At 46.3% G+C, this 17,251-nt stretch carries 16 protein-coding genes; all 16 read left to right on the top strand.

Going from position 1 to position 17,251, the window contains the following annotated elements; genetic code table 11:
- The first annotated feature begins 78 nt into the window (after window positions 1-78).
- The 16 genes from FJM74_RS06585 (at window position 79) to FJM74_RS06510 (ending at window position 16,708) form a co-directional block, all read left to right on the top strand.
- The gene (locus FJM74_RS06585) at window positions 79-1,392 is read left to right on the top strand and encodes a c-type cytochrome (protein WP_187261776.1); all 1,314 of its coding nucleotides are present in this window, start codon (window positions 79-81) and stop codon (window positions 1,390-1,392) included.
- A 46-nt stretch (window positions 1,393-1,438) separates the two neighbouring features.
- Window positions 1,439-4,441 carry a TAT-variant-translocated molybdopterin oxidoreductase gene (locus tag FJM74_RS06580; RefSeq protein WP_187261775.1) on the top strand — a complete coding sequence of 1,001 codons (3,003 nt, stop codon included), beginning with the start codon at window positions 1,439-1,441 and terminating at the stop codon, window positions 4,439-4,441.
- 19 nt (window positions 4,442-4,460) lie between these two features.
- Window positions 4,461-5,885 carry an NrfD/PsrC family molybdoenzyme membrane anchor subunit gene (nrfD, locus tag FJM74_RS06575; protein WP_187261774.1) on the top strand — a complete coding sequence of 475 codons (1,425 nt, stop codon included), beginning with the start codon at window positions 4,461-4,463 and terminating at the stop codon, window positions 5,883-5,885.
- Window positions 5,878-6,402: a DUF3341 domain-containing protein gene (locus tag FJM74_RS06570; RefSeq protein ID WP_187261773.1), complete on the top strand. Its 525-nt coding sequence runs from the start codon at window positions 5,878-5,880 to the stop codon at window positions 6,400-6,402. Before nrfD ends, FJM74_RS06570 begins: the two co-directional genes overlap by 8 nt.
- Window positions 6,402-7,061 (top strand): c-type cytochrome, encoded by a 660-nt coding sequence (locus FJM74_RS06565; protein ID WP_187261772.1) that lies wholly within the window; start codon window positions 6,402-6,404, stop codon window positions 7,059-7,061. Before FJM74_RS06570 ends, FJM74_RS06565 begins: the two co-directional genes overlap by 1 nt.
- A 27-nt stretch (window positions 7,062-7,088) precedes the next feature.
- A complete protein-coding gene (locus FJM74_RS06560) occupies window positions 7,089-8,363 on the top strand; it encodes a quinol:cytochrome C oxidoreductase (protein ID WP_187261771.1) in 1,275 nt (424 codons plus the stop codon).
- 24 nt (window positions 8,364-8,387) lie between these two features.
- Window positions 8,388-9,455 carry a cytochrome c oxidase subunit II gene (locus FJM74_RS06555; RefSeq protein WP_187261770.1) on the top strand — a complete coding sequence of 356 codons (1,068 nt, stop codon included), beginning with the start codon at window positions 8,388-8,390 and terminating at the stop codon, window positions 9,453-9,455.
- A gap of 19 nt (window positions 9,456-9,474) precedes the next feature.
- The gene (locus FJM74_RS06550) at window positions 9,475-11,301 is read left to right on the top strand and encodes a cytochrome c oxidase subunit I (protein ID WP_187261769.1); all 1,827 of its coding nucleotides are present in this window, start codon (window positions 9,475-9,477) and stop codon (window positions 11,299-11,301) included.
- A gap of 10 nt (window positions 11,302-11,311) precedes the next feature.
- Entirely contained in the window at window positions 11,312-12,388 is a 1,077-nt protein-coding gene (locus FJM74_RS06545; RefSeq protein WP_187261768.1) for a COX15/CtaA family protein, read from the top strand.
- A gap of 41 nt (window positions 12,389-12,429) precedes the next feature.
- Window positions 12,430-13,284, top strand: a complete 855-nt coding sequence (gene cyoE, locus FJM74_RS06540) for a heme o synthase (protein WP_241738973.1) — start codon at window positions 12,430-12,432, stop codon at window positions 13,282-13,284.
- Window positions 13,285-13,291: 7 nt separating this feature from the next.
- Window positions 13,292-13,876, top strand: a complete 585-nt coding sequence (locus tag FJM74_RS06535) for a cytochrome c oxidase subunit 3 (protein WP_187261836.1) — start codon at window positions 13,292-13,294, stop codon at window positions 13,874-13,876.
- 21 nt (window positions 13,877-13,897) lie between these two features.
- On the top strand, window positions 13,898-14,644 hold the full coding sequence (locus tag FJM74_RS06530) for a cytochrome c oxidase subunit 3 (protein WP_187261766.1): 747 nt from the start codon (window positions 13,898-13,900) through the stop codon (window positions 14,642-14,644).
- 68 nt (window positions 14,645-14,712) lie between these two features.
- Window positions 14,713-15,060, top strand: a complete 348-nt coding sequence (locus FJM74_RS06525; RefSeq protein WP_187261765.1) for a cytochrome C oxidase subunit IV family protein — start codon at window positions 14,713-14,715, stop codon at window positions 15,058-15,060.
- Between the two features lie 105 nt (window positions 15,061-15,165).
- Entirely contained in the window at window positions 15,166-15,738 is a 573-nt protein-coding gene (locus FJM74_RS06520; RefSeq protein WP_241738972.1) for an SCO family protein, read from the top strand.
- Entirely contained in the window at window positions 15,716-16,279 is a 564-nt protein-coding gene (locus FJM74_RS06515; protein ID WP_187261763.1) for a DUF420 domain-containing protein, read from the top strand. The genes FJM74_RS06520 and FJM74_RS06515 overlap by 23 nt, the downstream gene beginning before the upstream one ends.
- Window positions 16,280-16,507: 228 nt before the next feature.
- Window positions 16,508-16,708, top strand: coding sequence for a hypothetical protein (locus tag FJM74_RS06510; RefSeq protein ID WP_241738981.1), 201 nt, complete (start codon window positions 16,508-16,510; stop codon window positions 16,706-16,708).
- Window positions 16,709-17,251: the final 543 nt, after the last annotated feature.

Here is a 17,251-nt window from a genome sequence, read left to right as displayed (position 1 = left end):
TATTTGATTAATGGAATTCCCATAGTAGATTTGTGCCCATAAGTATTTTCACCATCTACTAAACAAGTTATCTTGGCTATGATTAGCTGTATACTTAAAGCAAAACACAAATTTCTTATTGCCCTTCTGTTTGCTGTAACTGCTTCTTTTGGAGCTTGGGCACAGGCTAGCGACCCGGCAAACGTAGCTACAAAGGGAGTGGAACCGGAGGCTACAGCCGCTGCTTCTGAACCCGGAGCAGGTGCTGATCCGGCCGTTATCTCCGCAGGTCAGGCGCTGTTCAGAAACAACTGTGCGGCCTGTCACTCAGCCGGAAGCGAAGTTGTGGTTGGTCCTGGTTTGCAGGGTATGAGCCAAAGGCGTAATGAGGCATGGTTAATTAGCTGGATAAAAAACTCGCAGGCCCTGATCCAGTCAGGCGATGCAGATGCCATAGCCGTATATGAGCAGTACAACAAGCAGGCCATGCCTTCTTTCGCTTTCTCCGACGATGAGGTAAAGTCTATTATAGCCTACGTGGAGTCTGGCGTAGATGCCGCTCCTGCCGGAGGGACCGCGACTGCTGCAGCAGCAGATGGTTCTCAACCTATTGGCGACCAGGCCATTGGTGCCATTGGCGGCTACCTGGATATTATTCTGGTGGTGCTGATTGTAGTGCTCATCGTGCTGGTGGTAACCCTGTTGCTGATCAGTTCCATCCTGAAGAACTACCTGAACAAGAACAAGCAGTTGGATGAGTACGATCATGAAATCGTAAACCAGCGCTTCGACTTCTCCAAAGTTTATAAATCTAGTGCAGTTCGTACTATTGTAGCGCTGATCTTTGTGGTAGTGCTCATTGATCTTGGGCTTGACAAAGCCATGGGCATCGGTATTCAGCAAGGTTACCAGCCACGTCAGCCAATTGCCTTCTCGCACGCCCTACACGCCGGAGAGCATGAGATTAACTGTAATTACTGCCACACTACAGTGTACGAGAGCAAAAACGCCAGTATCCCTTCTGCCAACATCTGTATGAACTGCCATAGCCAGATCAAAACTGAGTCGCAGGAGATCCAGAAAATTTACCGCGCCCTGGAGCGCAACAAGCCAATCGAGTGGGTTCGTATCCACAACCTGCCAGACCTCGCTTATTTTAATCACGCCCAGCACACGCAGGTGGCCGGCGTAGAGTGCCAGACCTGCCACGGACCTATCCAGGAAATGGATGTAGTGTACCAGTATGCTCCTCTAACCATGGGCTGGTGCATCGACTGTCACCGCGAAACCCCTCTGAATACAAAAGGAAACGGCTATTACGACAACCTGGTGAAGCTGCATGAGGCCTCATCTAAGGGAGCTTTTACTGTGGCGTCTAATGGTGGCACAGAATGTTCCAAGTGTCACTATTAATCAAATTCATCTAATTATATAAGTATCCGAGTTCTCTAGATATATTATGCAAGACAGAATTAAATACTGGAAAGGAATTGAGGAGTTAGAAAACACTCCGGAGTTCGCCAAGCATGCTCATAATGAGTTTCCAGAATTCCTGCCGTTAAATGAAACCCCAGGCGACAGCAAGTCTTCGCAGGTGACTGCGCCAAGAAGAGATTTCTTAAAGCTTCTAGGATTTGGCCTGGCCGCCGCCACCCTGGCTTCCTGTGAGGCCCCGGTAAGGAAAGCAATTCCTTACCTGAACAAGCCGGTTGATGTAGAGCCGGGCGTTGCCAACTGGTACGCCTCTACCTACTTCTCCCACGGCGATTACAACAGCATCCTGATCAAGACGCGCGAAGGCCGCCCGATTAAGATTGAGCCAAATCCGATGTCTTCTGTAACACCGCTTGGAACAAGCCCAAGGGCGCAGGCATCTGTTTTAAACCTGTACGATAACAACAGGCTCCGCACACCGCTCCTCAAAGGCAAAGAAGCCAAGTGGGAGGATGTGGACCGTGAAATCACAGCAGCCCTGAATGGCGTAAGCGGCAAAGTAGTGCTTGTTTCTTCTACCGTTGCCAGCCCTTCTACAAAACAGTTGATTGATGAATTCGGATCGAGATTCGGAAGCTTTGAGCACGTAACTTACGATGCCAACTCTGCGTCGGCCCTGCTTGCTGCCAACGGCGGAACCATCCCCGGATACGACTTCAGCAAAGCCAATATCATTGTGAGCGTAGGAGCCGATTTCCTCGGTTCCTGGATTGCTCCCACTCCATTTGCGAAACAATACATCCAGAACCGCAAGATCACAAAAGAGAAGGCTGTCATGTCGCGCCACTACCAGTTCGAGACAATACTTTCTCTTACAGGTGCCAACGCTGATATCCGCGTGCCTATTAAGCCATCGCAGGAAGCTGCTCTGGTTTCTGCCCTATATAACAGCATCACCGGCCAGGGTGGAAGCGCTCCGGCTAACGTGGACAGCAAAGCTTTTGCTGCCGCCGTAAGAGACCTGAACGCTAACAAAGGCAAAGCGCTTGTAGTGTCTGGCTCCAACGACCCAGCTGTTCAAACCATGGTAGCCGCCCTCAACCAGGCCTTAGGTGCCGAGGGAACCACCATAGACACGGCTGCTCCTTACTTTGTAAAGCAGGGTAACGATGCCCAAATGCTACGTTTTATCGAAGATCTGAATGCCGGTACCATTGGAGCCGTGTTCTTCTATAACGCTAACCCTGCCTACGACCATCCGCTGGCCGACAGGGTTAAGAGCGGATTAGCCAAAGTAGGCCTGAAGGTTTCTTTTGCAGAGCGCGTAGACGAAACAGCTGCATTAGTTGATTTTGTGACCCCAGACAATAACTACCTTGAGTCATGGAACGACTATGAGCCGAAGAGAGGCTTCCTGAGCCTGGCACAGCCTGTGATCAGGCCGATCTTCACCACGCGCCAGATGCAGGACAGCTTGCTGACCTGGAGCGGCAACACCACCACCTTCTACGATTATATCAGAAACAACTGGAGAAAAGTAGCTTCAGGTGATTTTAATGTTTTCTGGGATAAAGCCGTGCATGACGGCGTTTTGGAGACAGGAGCTTCCATGCTAAAGGTAAGCCCAGTTGCTAATACGCTTACTGCCGCATCTGCCGCAAGTGCTGCGGGCAGCAGAGCTGGCGGAAGCGGAATTGAAGCGGTAGTATACGAGAAAGTACAGATTGGACCCGGCTATGAAGTAAATAACCCCTACCTGCAGGAAGCTGGCGACCCTATTACAAAAGCCACGTGGGGTAATTATGTGGCCATGCCTCGCATAATGGCCGAGGAAATGAAAGTGGTGCAGGGCGACGTGCTGAGAGTAACCACGGCTAATGGCAAAACCATCGAGGCTCCGGCGCTTATTCAGCCAGGCCAGGCACCAGGTACAGTTGGTATCGCCATGGGCTACGGACGCGATCTGGAATCTATGCCTGTAGTAAAAGGTTTGGGTGCCAATGCCTTCCCGATTACAACAGTTGCCAACAATAGCGTGAGCTATAGCAGTGTTGTAAAACTGGAGAAGACAGATGCTACGTCTCCTATTGCGCAGATGCAGACGCATCATACCATTATGGATCGTTTGGTTGTGCAGGAGAACACGCTGGCCAACTATCAGAAAGACCCGAAAACAGTTACCAAATATATTCGCATTGCGACGCATGATGGTCCGGTTAAGCCAGCCACTATTTCGCTTTGGGATGATTATGAATACAAGAATCACCACTGGGGTATGGTGGTGGACCTTAACTCTTGTATCGGTTGTGGTGCCTGTACGTTGAGCTGCAATATCGAGAACAATATTCCGGTAGTAGGCAAGGCAGAGGTAATTAACCGTCGGGAAATGCACTGGATGCGTATCGACCGGTACTACAGCGCCAAAGAGCATGAGCCAAAAGACTATGCCGAAATGGAGCACCCGGCTGATAACCCAACCGTTATCTTCCAGCCGATGATGTGCCAGCACTGTAACCACGCTCCATGCGAGACGGTTTGCCCTGTGGCCGCTACCATGCACAGCTCTGAAGGTATCAACCAGATGGCTTATAACCGTTGCGTAGGAACCCGCTATTGCGCTAACAACTGCCCGTACAAAGTGCGTCGTTTCAACTGGTTTGCTTATGCCAACAACGATAAGTTCGACTACAACATGAACAACGACCTTGGCAAGATGGTGTTAAACCCGGATGTAGTGGTGCGTTCAAGAGGTGTTATGGAGAAATGCTCCTTCTGTGTTCAGCGTGTGCAGCTTGGTAAACTTGAGGCAAAACGTGAGAACAGAAGGCCAAAAGATGGCGAAATCGTTACGGCTTGCGCACAGTCCTGCCCAACCGATGCGATCATCTTTGGTGATATGCTGGACCCAGAGAGCCGCATTGCACAAGTGCTGGCCAAAGAAGAGGGCGAGCGTGCATTCCATGTGCTGGAAGAAATCAACGTTCAGCCAAACGTAACTTACCTGACTAAAATTAGAAATTTAGCTTAAAATAAACTTAGATAGCGTTATGCAGCATGTATCTCCGATAAGAGAGCCTCTTGTAACGGGGGGGAAAACATACCACGACATCACTGAAGATGTCTGCAGACAGGTGGAGGCGAAGCCCAACATGCGTTGGGCCATTGCCTTGGCTGTTGCCCTGGTAGGTTTTGCTATTTTTTGTTACTCTGTTTACCGCACCCTTTGGTATGGAATAGGGGAGTGGGGCCTTAATAAAACAGTAGGATGGGCATGGGATATCACCAACTTTGTGTGGTGGGTAGGTATTGGCCACGCCGGTACGCTTATTTCAGCTATTCTTTTGCTGTTCCGCCAGAAATGGAGAACCTCTATCAACCGTGCCGCCGAGGCGATGACCATATTCGCGGTAATTTGCGCGGCCATGTTCCCAGTTCTGCACATGGGCCGTCCTTGGATGGCACTTTGGGTGCTTCCTCTGCCAAACACTTATGGTTCGCTTTGGGTTAACTTCAACTCGCCACTTCTCTGGGACGTTTTTGCGATCTCTACCTACTTCTCCGTATCATTGGTGTTCTGGTACATAGGTCTTATTCCCGATTTCGCTACCATTCGCGACCGTGCCACAGGTCCTATTGCAAGAAGAGCTTATGCCTTCCTTTCTTTCGGCTGGACTGGCTCCGCTAAAGCCTGGTCGCGTTACGAAACAGTTTCCCTGATCCTGGCCGGTTTAGCTACCCCACTTGTACTTTCTGTGCACACCATCGTATCTTTCGACTTTGCAACATCCGTAATCCCAGGCTGGCACACCACCATTTTCCCTCCATACTTTGTGGCTGGTGCCATTTTCTCAGGCTTCGCCATGGTGTTAACCCTGATGATTATTACACGCAAGGTGTTCAAGTTGGAGGATTACATCACGTTGGAGCACATTGAGTCGATGAACAAGGTAATCATCCTGACTGGTTCTATTGTAGGGGTGGCCTATATCACTGAGTTCTTCATTGCCTGGTACTCCCAGGTAGAGTATGAGCAGTACGCGTTCATTAACCGTGCAACCGGCCCTTACTGGTGGGCTTACTGGTCTATGATGACCTGTAACGTTATCACGCCGCAGCTGTTCTGGTTCCGAAGCATCCGCAGAAGCCTTACTGCCACTTTCATCATCACAATCTTCGTGAACATTGGTATGTGGTTCGAGCGTTTCGTAATTATCGTGACCTCACTTCACCGCGATTACCTGCCGTCTTCATGGGCAATGTTCTCTCCAACAATTATCGATGTAGGCGTGTATGTAGGTACGATAGGGTTGTTCTTTACCTTATTCCTGCTCTTTGCCAAGTACTTCCCGGTAATAAACATGGCCGAGGTGAAAGCCATCCTGAAGTCATCTTCAGAGGTAAAGCCTCATGCAAATACGATGCACGGCACTCCAAAGGATTCTAACTCTAATACATCTCATAGCAATGAATAAAAAGTTTGTTCTAGGTATCTACGATGATGAAGATGTCCTCCTGACGGCCATCGAAAACGTACGGGCTGCAGGTACCAAAATATATGAAGTCTTCTCTCCCTTTCCTATACATGGCATAGATGATGTATTAGGTATTAAGAGATCGCGTCTGCCAATAGCTGCCTTCTTTTTTGGGCTGTTTGGGTGCTCTTTCGCGCTCTGGATGCAGATCTGGATGCTTGGTTTCGACTGGCCCATGATCATAGGAGGAAAGCCTCATATTGCGCTTCCTGCTTTTATTCCGGTTACGTTTGAGCTTACAGTTCTCTTTGCCGCACATGGAATGGTGATTACCTTTTTTATTGTCACTAAACTGAAGCCTTCCACAAAAGTGCCTGTTTTCGACAAGAGATCCACAGATGATAAGTTTGTAATGGCAATCGAAGTAAAAGACGGTGTTACAGACATAGCTGCTTTAAATAACCTGCTTCGGACCAACGGTGCAATCGAAGTTAACCAGAAGGAGGTGCTGAAATAATGAAAAGTTTATCTACCAAAGGATTAAAAGTTTCTGTCCTGTTTTTTGCGGCGACAGCCCTAGTGGCTTGTAAGAATGAGCAAGACCCGGGAGTAGAATATGCTCCTGATATGTACGACGCTGTGCCCCTGGAACCATACACCCAGATCAAGACCAATATTTACAACCCAGGAGGGCTGAACATGCGGGAACCTGCCGAGGGAACGGTTGCCAGAGGCAAAATGGGATATACCATGTACCTCTCTTCGGACGAGGCGGAAGTAGCAGGGGTAGAATTGAAGAATCCACTGCCTTACACTTCAGCAAATCTGGCAGAAGGTAAAATTCTCTATTCCCGCTTCTGCTCCCCTTGTCATGGTGAGTCGGGAGATGGACAAGGATTAGTCGGACAGAAGTTTAAAGGTGTTCCTTCTTATACTGCCGGCCGTGTAGCTTCGCTTCCTGCAGGACACATTTACCACGTTATCACAAATGGCAGAGGACGTATGCGTCCGCATGATACGCAGGTAAACCCGACAGAACGCTGGAAGATTGTGATGTTTGTACAGCAACTCCAGAAAGGGGAAACCGGTGTGACTGTTGCTGATGAGCAGGCACAGCAGGAGGCAAATGAGGCCACCCCAGAAAACTCTGCAACTGGCACCACCTCTAATAACTAACGTCTAAGGCATAATTTTAAAAGGATAATGACAGAAGAAAGACTCATCATTTCGAGGAAGACAAATAACAAGTTTTTCTTAATGATAGCTATAGGTGTTGTTTTACTTATAGTAGGTATAGTTGCCATGGCACTGGGATGGGGAGAAGACCACCATGCTGTTGATGCTGCTGCTCATGGCGGAGCTGTAGCCCATGAGCCTGCCACATGGACAAAAAGGCTTTATATTAACCTGTGGCTCAATAACGTGTATTTTACAGGAATAGCCCTGATCGGGGTTTTCTTTGTGACCGTGCAGTATGTGGCCTATGCAGGCTGGTCAGTCTTGATCAAAAGAATTCCGGAAGCATTGGGTTATTACCTGCCTATTGGTGGTGCCGTTATGCTGATCGTGTTCCTGCTCGGCGGGCATGATATTTTTCACTGGACGCATGATTACCTGTATGATATCAACAACCCGAAGTATGACCCGATTATTGCCGGGAAAAAGTCATACCTGAACTTTGGGTTCTTCCTGGTAAGAATGGTCGTTTATTTCGGACTTTGGATCCTGTTCTTCAATTGGCTGAGAAGAAACTCTGTTGCTGAAGATTTGCAAGGTGGCACCAGCTACTACCACAAGAGTATCCGTATCTCGGCTATGTTCCTGGTAGTGTTTGGCGTAACATCTTCTATGTCTGCCTGGGACTGGGTACTCTCTATAGATACGCACTGGTTCAGCACCATGTTTGGCTGGTACGTTTTTGCTAGCTGGTGGGTATCCGGTTTAGCGGCCATTACCTTAGCAGTTATCATACTGAAGCAGAATGGTTATCTTAAGATGGTAAATGCAAACCACCTGCATGACTTAGGGAAATTCTGCTTTGCCTTCTCCATTTTCTGGACATATATCTGGTTCTCGCAATTCATGCTGTACTGGTATGCCAACATGCCTGAAGAAGTGATCTATTTTACAGAGCGTCTGGGTGGCTATGAAGGTAAATACTTAGGGATTTTCTTTGCCAACCTCATCATTAATTTTGCATTTCCGTTTCTGGTGCTCATGACAAGAGACGCGAAACGTCAGATGATTATGCTGAAACTTGTTACAATCGCCATTCTGTTTGGCCATTGGTTGGACTTCTACCTTATGATGATGCCTGGAACAATGCGCGGAGATGCCGGGTTTGGCTTCATTGAAGTAGGTACAGCACTTGTGTTCCTGGGTGTGTTTTTGTTAACATTTACAAAAGGCCTTGCCAAGGCATCTCTTGTGCCTGTTAACCATCCATTCCTGGAGGAGAGTATTCACCATCATGTATAGAGATCATTCTAAAAGCGTTATATAATGATTACGTTCGCCATAGGTTTATCCATTCTTTTATTAATCATAGTCCTGTTCCTGCTTTTCAGGATCGGCACACTGGCCTCTATTTTCAGAGGGTCGAGCCAGCGTGCGGTAGGTACTACTAAAACTAGTAATAGAGTAAATAGTGCCCTCTTATTACTGTTCCTCTTTGTTGGAGGCGCAGCCTTTTTCTGGTCTTTCGCGGATGCATGGGACGAAATGAACCAGCCGCTGGCCTCTGTCCATGGAGAGTGGACAGACAGCCTCTTCTGGACTACCATGGTCGTTATCGGAATCGTATTTGTGATAACGCAGATTTTACTGTTTGTATACTCGTATAAGTATCAGCACCAGGACAATAAAAGAGCGTATTATTACCCGCACAATAATAAAATTGAAATTGTGTGGACACTTATTCCGGCTGTTGTTATGGCCCTGCTGGTGTTTGCCGGCTGGAAAACCTGGACCAACATCACAAGCGAAGCTCCACAGGATGCTGTGGTAGTGGAAGTGGTAGGAAAACAATTCAACTGGATTGTACGGTACCCTGGAGCCGACGGCAAACTGGGTGTGGCCGATTATAGACTGATTGACGCTGTAAATGAGTTAGGCATAGATTTCAATGATCCGAATGCACATGATGATTTTATGCCCATGCAGCTCCATGTTCCGAAAGGAAAGCCGGTGCTTCTTAAAATTAGAGCACGCGATGTGATTCACAGTGTTTTCATGCCGCATTTCCGTCTTAAGATGGATGCCGTGCCTGGAATGCCTACCAAATTCTGGTTTGTGCCAACAAAAACCACGGCCGAGATGCGGAATGAGACAGGCAACCCGGATTTCAATTATGAGCTTGCCTGTACTGAGATTTGTGGACGTGGCCATTTTGCCATGCGCTTTATAGTTGTAGTAGACGAGGAGGAAGATTATGAGGAGTGGTTGGCGCAGCAGAAATCTTTTGTGGAACAGAACCCCGATATCTTAGCGAAGTTTTCTTCTCCTTCACAAGATCAGCTTGTATTGAGCAAAGAGGCTGAGAAAGCAGAGGAAGTAAAATCAGAGTTGTAGCATTTAAATACGTTTGACTATGTCTAGTGCAGATATTTCCATTCAAAAAGATGTGCATCATGTCCACGAAGAGCATGATCATCATCACGATCAAAATTTCTTTGAGAAGTATATCTTTAGCCAGGATCATAAAGTAATTGGTAAGCAGTTCCTGTTTATGGGAATTCTGTGGGCTTTTATAGGCGGCTTCCTGTCTATTCTGTTTCGCCTGCAGTTAGGGTGGCCTGATGCTACTTTTACATTTCTGGAGCCCATACTTGGGGGCTGGATCGAAAACGGCAAGCTTAATCCGGAGTTCTACCTGGCAATGGTTACCATGCATGGTACCATAATGGTGTTCTTCGTGCTTACTGCTGGGTTGAGCGGAACGTTTTTCAACTTCCTGATACCTTTGCAAATTGGCGCCCGCGATATGGCATCCGGGTTTATGAACATGCTGTCGTTCTGGTTCTTTTTCATAGCCAGTGTGATTCTGTTTATCTCCCTGTTTCTAGATTCAGGGCCTGCAGGTGGAGGTTGGACCGTATATCCTCCGCTGAGTGCCTTGCCACAGGCTATCGAAGGTTCTAAATCAGGTATGACCTTGTGGCTGATTGCAATGGCCTTGTTCATTATTTCGCAGCTGCTGGGAGGGGTTAACTACATTACTACTGTTATTAACCTGCGGACCAAAGGTATGTCAATGACAAAAATGCCGCTTACCATCTGGTCATTCTTCCTGACAGCCGTTCTAGGTTTACTTTCTTTCCCTGTTCTTTTTTCAGCGGCTCTGTTGCTGATATTCGACAGAAGTTTCGGTACTAGTTTTTACCTGTCTGATATTTACATAGCAGGTGAGGCTTTGGCAAATACCGGTGGGTCTCCTATTCTGTTCCAGCACTTGTTCTGGTTCCTGGGTCACCCAGAGGTTTATATCGTGATCCTGCCAAGCTTTGGTATGGTGTCAGAAGTAATCAGTACCAATGCTCGTAAGCCGATTTTCGGTTACCGTGCCATGATTGGTTCCCTTTTAGGTATTGCATTGCTGTCTTTTGTAGTATGGGCGCACCATATGTTCGTAACAGGCATGAACCCTTTCCTTGGTTCGGTATTCATGTTCCTGACACTTATTATTGCCGTTCCATCCGCAGTTAAAGTGTTTAACTGGCTGGCGACTCTTTGGAGAGGCAATATCCGGTTTACTGCAGCCATGATGTTCTCCATAGGTTTTGTTTCCTTGTTTATCTCTGGTGGCTTAACTGGCATTATCCTGGGGAACTCTTCACTTGACATACACCTGCACGATACATATTTCGTAATCGCTCACTTCCACCTTGTGATGGGTGCTGCTGCTTTCTTTGGTATGTTTACAGGGGTCTATCACTGGTTCCCGAAGATGTTCGGCCGAATGATGGATGAAAAGCTGGGATATGTTCACTTCTGGTTAACGTTTGTGTCTGTTTACCTGGTATTTATGCCAATGCACTACCTGGGTATAGCTGGTTTCCCAAGAAGATACTATTCATGGACAACCTTCGACTCGTTCAGCATGTTCAGTGATATGAACGTCTTTATCAGTATTGCTGCTATCATTGGTTTTGGTGCCCAGTTTATCTTCCTGTTCAATTTTATTTACAGCATCTTCAGAGGGCGTCGTGCCTCCATGAACCCATGGCATTCTAATACATTAGAGTGGACTACTCCTCCGTTGCCAGGACATGGCAACTGGCCAGGTGAAATTCCTGCGGTTTACAGATGGCCATATGATTATAGCAAACCAGGTGCTCCGGAAGATTATATTCCACAAACAGTGCCATACTCACAAACGCAGTCTTCAAACCTGCCACATGAGAAAGACTTAGAATAGCTTATCATTAATGACAAATAAATCTTTTCCTGAAAAAAGGTTTAGAAGAATAGGAGTACTTACAGTTATTGCTGTGTACTTTCTGATATTAGTCGGAGGAATCGTGCGAAGCACGGGTTCAGGTATGGGGTGCCCAGACTGGCCCAAGTGCTTTGGCAGTTGGGTTCCTCCGACTGATATTAGCCAACTTCCTGATAATTATCTGGAGGTTTATAAACAGAAGCGGATCGATAAAAACAAGAAGTTGGCCGCCTCTCTGGATAAGATAGGTTTCGAGGAATTATCTGCTAAAATATTCTCGCATCCAAGTCAGTACATAGAGACGGAGTTCAATGTTACAAAAACCTGGATCGAATATATAAACAGGCTTGTAGGGGTGTTGATCGGGATTTTCATATTTTTAACGGTCATTTTTGCAATCCCTTATTTAAAGAAAGATAAAGTAGTCTTTGTTTTAGCTTTTGCAAGTCTCATCCTGGTCGGAATTCAGGGTTGGTTGGGTTCTATCGTAGTATCAACCAATTTGCTGCCTGTTACAGTCACTATCCATATGGCACTGGCGCTCGTATTGATTGCTCTGCTGGAATATGCGCTTATCAGGTCTCAGATCGATTCTTTCAGCCGGCAATTCAGGTTTTCCGGAAAGATCAATGCTTTGCTCATTTGTGTTACGGCCCTTACATTTGTGCAGGTTCTGATAGGTACACAGGTTCGGGAAGATATTGATGTAATCGCTTTTACGCTAAACGGTACCAACCGTGAAAGCTGGATTGAGCAGCTTGGTAATTCTTTTTATGTGCACCGGTCGTTTTCCATTGTTTTGCTGGCCCTAAACCTTTGGGTCACCTATGAGCTCTACACCCTGAAAAACGATGCGATGAGAATGCTGTGTAACTGGATGCTGGTAATCCTGGGGGCAGAGATAGTAATAGGCATTTTAATGGCATACCTGGCAATTCCGCCGTTTATGCAGCCTTTACATCTTACCTTGGCTACCATTTTATTCGGTATTCAGTTTTGGATGATTATTTTTTACAATTATGCCTCTAAAGGGGCAGCAAAGAAGGCAATAGTAGCAGTTAGATAATGTACGCACAGAAATCAAATCTGGTATTGTCCGGTTTATTCATGACAAATAAAGCAACAGAGTACTTTAAGCTATTAAAGTTCAGATTAAGTTTTGTAGTTGCTTTCTCCAGTGCTATAGGTTTTATTCTTGGCAGGATGGATACCTCGTATCTGCATGTGGCACTGGTGTTTATGGCCGGCTTATTGGTGACAGGCGCGGCCAATATCATTAACCAGATCCTGGAGAAAGACCTGGATAAACTGATGAAGCGCACTGCCAAGCGCCCACTGCCAACCGGCAATCTCAGCGTTATGGAGGCCGCTGTATTTGGAGCAATTATCGGGCTTGTTGGGCTAAGTATTCTGTGGTTTGTGTTTAATCCCTTAGCTGCCCTGCTCTCGCTCTTATCTCTGGTCCTGTACGGGTTCGTTTATACACCGATGAAACGCATAAGTCCTATATGTGTTTTCATAGGGGCCATTCCCGGTGGGCTGCCACCCCTGATTGGTTGGGCTGCAGCAACGGGCATACTGGGAGTAGAGGCCTGGATCTTATTCGGGATACAGTTTATCTGGCAGTTTCCGCATTTTTGGGCCATTGCCTGGGTATTGGATGATGACTACAAGAAAGCCGGATTTAAGATGCTGCCCATGTCGGGTGGAAAAAATCTTAAGACTGCTATCCAGATCATGATTTACACGCTCGTACTTATTCCGCTCAGTCTATTGCCTTTGCAGTTCGGAATGACAGGTGCTACCTCTGCTCTGGTGGCAGTTGTTTGTGGTGTGCTTTTTCTTGCCCAGACATTTTATCTGATGCGCACTTGCTCTAAAAAAGCGGCCATGAGCATTATGTTTGGATCTTTTTTATATCTGCCTATCGTGCAGATAGCTTTTGTGTTGGATAAAGTGTAACGTAATGATGGTAGCTAATAAATTAGATGAAGAGAATACCCCGACCGGGGTGCATCCGCTTAAATTCTCACTGTGGTTGATTATTATTAGTATAATTATGATGTTTGCAGCTTTTACAAGCGCCTACATTGTAAGACGATCAGAAGGCAACTGGTTAGAGTTTGATCTGCCTGCCGCCTTTCTTATAAACACAGCAATCATTTTGCTGAGCAGTGTGTCTATGCAACTGGCGCATAATGCTGCCAGCAAAAATAACCTGCCATTGGTTAAAATTATGTTGCTGCTCACTATTGGTCTTGGCCTCGCTTTTCTGTTTGGCCAGCTTAATGCCTGGGGCGACCTGGTGAATAATAATGTATTTTTTGGAGGCTCCGAAAGTAACCCTGCAGGTTCATTTATGTATGTACTAACGGGGGTACATGGTTTTCACTTAATTACGGGTCTTGTGTTCCTGTTAATAGTGCTCAGGGCCAGCTTTAAATTTAAGGTGCACTCTAAAAGTATGCTGCGTATACAGTTATGTACAGTCTACTGGCACTTTTTAGGGGGACTTTGGCTATATTTATATATATTTTTAAGAATATTTAACTAAACACGTTTATATTATATCAATATGTCTACTTCAACTACGCTGGAAGCACCAAATTCGGGTACATGGGACGGTGGCAACGAGCCCTTAAAAGCGAGCTATGGGAAACTCATGATGTGGTTTTTCCTGCTGTCAGATGCATTTACGTTTGGTGCCTTTCTGATAGTTTACGGCCTTACACGTCATAGCCACCTGCCTTATACGGGCGACCCTGAGAATTTTACATTTTCAACGGAATGGTGGCCAATACCGGAAAAAGTATACAACGCCTTTCCTGGTCTTCATGGCATGGACCTGCCGCTTGCCTTCGTAGCCTTAATGACCATGATCCTGATTCTTAGCTCCGTAACCATGGTGCTAGCCGTGGAGGCAGGACATAGAATGGATAAAAACGACGTGCAGAAATGGTTGCTTTGGACAATTTTGTTTGGTGCTACTTTCCTGGGCTGCCAGGCATGGGAATGGGCTCACTTTATTGCCGGCGACGGCATCGGGATGACCCTTTCGGACGGTACCCAGATTATTGGAGCTAACCTGACAGTAAACCAATACGGCCCGCCTTTGTTCGCTGACCTGTTTTTCTTTATTACAGGTTTCCATGGCTTGCACGTGTTCTCGGGCTTTATCATGCTGATCATGATCTTTATTAACACGGTTAATGGCGTATACCATAAGCGTGGTCATTACGAAATGGTAGAAAAAGTTGGCCTGTACTGGCACTTTGTAGATTTGGTGTGGGTATTCGTGTTCACATTCTTCTACCTGATCTGATTACATATAAAGACGATAATTCAATAAATAGACTTTTTAGTCGTTTAAAAATATAGATACTGAAAGTTATGGCAATGCATGCTGATCATTCTAACGATTTTGACCAGGCTGGAGATATTCCGAAGCCGCAGACAAAAGTCATCTGGAAAACCTTCTTCATACTGGTAGCGCTAACTGCGGTAGAGTTCTTGTTTGCCTTCACGATGGATGCCGGTACTCTCCGAAACGCTATTTTTATTATTCTCACCATCTTTAAAGCGTTCTATATTGTGGCGGAGTTCATGCACTTAAAGCACGAATCAAAAGCTTTGATATGGTCAATCCTAATCCCGATGGCGCTTGTAATTTGGCTTATGGTGGCCCTTATTTCTGAAGGAAGCTACTATTTTGAATCTGTAAAAAATTATTTTAACTAATCCATTATTATGAATCCTGTAAAGGCACTAATATTAGGTCTCCTACTATTAGTGCCTGTTCTTGTTTTTTTATTTATAGGTACTTTTGGTGAGCACCATTTTACCTTGAAACATTATTTCCCGGAAGTCGATGAGCAAGGAGAAATAATAGTAGATGCTGCCGGTGATACGGTTTTTAAGCAGATTCCGCCGTTTGCACTGACCTCGCAGGAGGGACAGGCCATTAGCGCGGAAGATCTGGATGGCAGTATGTATGTAGCAAACTTCTTCTTTGCTTCCTGCCCTGATGTCTGCAAAAAAATGTCGTCGCAGATGACGCGTGTGCAGGAGAGGTTCCAGGATGTGCCGGATGTGAAACTGGTATCGTTTACCGTAAACCCCGAGCATGACTCGGTAGAAGTATTGCAGGAATATGCGGCCATGTATGGGGCAGATTCTGAAAAATGGTTTTTCCTGACCGGCGACCGTCAGGAGATTTATACTCTGGCTGAAAAGGGGTTTTACCTGCCAGTACAGCAGGTGGCCGGCCAGCAGGACTTTATTCATAGCGAAAAGTTTCTGCTTGTTGATAAAAACAGGCGTGTGCGTGGCATATACGACGGCACAGATCGGGAGGATGTGGATAGATTGATCATTGAAATAAACGTTCTGTTGGATGAATACAGTAAAAGCAAGTAATCTGGGCACGCAGAAAGACAAAAAGTTTCTGATTCTTATTGCCATCTTATCTGTGCTCATTCCGGTAGTGGTGGCCATGCTGTTCTTTATGCCGAAAGAAGGAGGAGCAAAGGCTGATGTTTCTTTTCTGCCTACTTTCCATGCCATTCTGAACTCCCTTACGGCCATTACGCTCGTAATTGGTTACGTCAACATAAAGCGAGGCCGGATTCTAAACCACAGGGCTGCTATGCTTACTGCTTTTGGTTTGTCGGCCGTATTCCTGGTTTCGTACGTTACCTATCACTTTCTGGGAGAACGGACCATTTATGGCGGCGATGGATTTCTCAAAATATTTTACTATTTCATACTGCTTACGCACATCGTGTTAGCCGTTGTGATCGTGCCATTGGTACTGCTTTCGGTATATTTTGGAATTACAGATCAGCGGGCAAAGCACAGGCGTATTTCCCGCTGGACCTTCCCGATCTGGTTGTATGTGGCTATAACGGGTGTGCTGGTATATGTCCTGATCTCGCCATATTACGTATGGCAACAGTAGGTAACGACCTGGGCTGTAGCTAATGTGGTGCTTGAGTGGCAAGCTCTTACCGGCTCAAACTAAGGTAACAGGAGCGGCTTTTTCCTCGCAATAACCGGGGGCATCGGCAATAGAATAATTGATGACCATCCGTGAAAACAGTAAAAATACCCTTTTAAAATGAAGATGATGAGCGATAGAATCCGAAAAATATTTTTGTTGGTTGGGATAGTATTCACTTTCTCTTTAGTGTCTACAACAGTTAACGGGCAATGTGCCATGTGCCGGGCCACGGTAGAGTCTAATGTAGGCACAGGAAGCTCAGAGCCGGAATCTGATGTTGGCTCCGGACTTAACACAGGTATTCTGTACCTGATGGCTATTCCGTATCTTCTGGTAGGCACCATAGGGTTTTTATGGTACAAGAGCAGCCGGAAGAAAAATGCCTGAATCATCCTGAGCAGGAACCATATTGGCAGATTTCGACAGCACCATCCGCAAGGCCTCCGGAGGTCCATTTTTATTAGAATAATCAGTCATCCTCTCAAGTAGCTCTCCTGTTCATCTTTTCATCCTGAGCATTCTGGGGCTTAGGTTATCTATTTGAAGATTCGGACAAAGCGTCTGGCATCTGATAAGGGCGGCAGAAATATGTTCTGGAGGGCCCTTTTTATTAGAATAATTTCCCCGATACCAAACAGGCTATTCTTAATCGGCCCCTGAGAGCATGCCGGTAACACCTGTCGCATAGCAGGCGGAGTAGCAGCAGAGTTCTCCGGAGGTCTTTTTTCATTAGAATAATTCATACAAGCAGCCCTTTACACACCGCTGAGTGACCCGGCGAAACTAACCTGAAGGTACTACGTTTGGACTTTCATCATGCAGGTATGCCCGTATCCTGACGCTTCATTTCTTTTCTGGCACTAAATTCGAGCATAGTTATAGCGAGCAGCACTGATTTCCGGTTCAGGAATAGTGCTTCTGTTTCGTTTT

Origin of the sequence: Pontibacter beigongshangensis (genome assembly GCF_014332515.1) — a bacterium.
Lineage (GTDB): Bacteria > Bacteroidota > Bacteroidia > Cytophagales > Hymenobacteraceae > Pontibacter > Pontibacter beigongshangensis.
This window is presented reverse-complemented; position numbering and strand designations above follow the sequence as displayed.

Excerpts from the sequence above, each read along its gene's own strand:
- FJM74_RS06535 (WP_187261836.1), top strand. The coding sequence starts at position 13,292 with ATGGTAGCTAATAAATTAGATGAAGAGAATACCCCGACCGGGGTGCAT.
- FJM74_RS06585 (WP_187261776.1), top strand. The coding sequence starts at position 79 with ATGATTAGCTGTATACTTAAAGCAAAACACAAATTTCTTATTGCCCTT.
- FJM74_RS06570 (WP_187261773.1), top strand. The coding sequence starts at position 5,878 with ATGAATAAAAAGTTTGTTCTAGGTATCTACGATGATGAAGATGTCCTC.
- FJM74_RS06545 (WP_187261768.1), top strand. The coding sequence starts at position 11,312 with ATGACAAATAAATCTTTTCCTGAAAAAAGGTTTAGAAGAATAGGAGTA.
- cyoE (WP_241738973.1), top strand. The coding sequence starts at position 12,430 with ATGACAAATAAAGCAACAGAGTACTTTAAGCTATTAAAGTTCAGATTA.
- FJM74_RS06530 (WP_187261766.1), top strand. The coding sequence starts at position 13,898 with ATGTCTACTTCAACTACGCTGGAAGCACCAAATTCGGGTACATGGGAC.
- nrfD (WP_187261774.1), top strand. The coding sequence starts at position 4,461 with ATGCAGCATGTATCTCCGATAAGAGAGCCTCTTGTAACGGGGGGGAAA.
- FJM74_RS06560 (WP_187261771.1), top strand. The coding sequence starts at position 7,089 with ATGACAGAAGAAAGACTCATCATTTCGAGGAAGACAAATAACAAGTTT.
- FJM74_RS06550 (WP_187261769.1), top strand. The coding sequence starts at position 9,475 with ATGTCTAGTGCAGATATTTCCATTCAAAAAGATGTGCATCATGTCCAC.
- FJM74_RS06580 (WP_187261775.1), top strand. The coding sequence starts at position 1,439 with ATGCAAGACAGAATTAAATACTGGAAAGGAATTGAGGAGTTAGAAAAC.
- FJM74_RS06525 (WP_187261765.1), top strand. The coding sequence starts at position 14,713 with ATGGCAATGCATGCTGATCATTCTAACGATTTTGACCAGGCTGGAGAT.
- FJM74_RS06565 (WP_187261772.1), top strand. The coding sequence starts at position 6,402 with ATGAAAAGTTTATCTACCAAAGGATTAAAAGTTTCTGTCCTGTTTTTT.
- FJM74_RS06515 (WP_187261763.1), top strand. The coding sequence starts at position 15,716 with ATGAATACAGTAAAAGCAAGTAATCTGGGCACGCAGAAAGACAAAAAG.
- FJM74_RS06555 (WP_187261770.1), top strand. The coding sequence starts at position 8,388 with ATGATTACGTTCGCCATAGGTTTATCCATTCTTTTATTAATCATAGTC.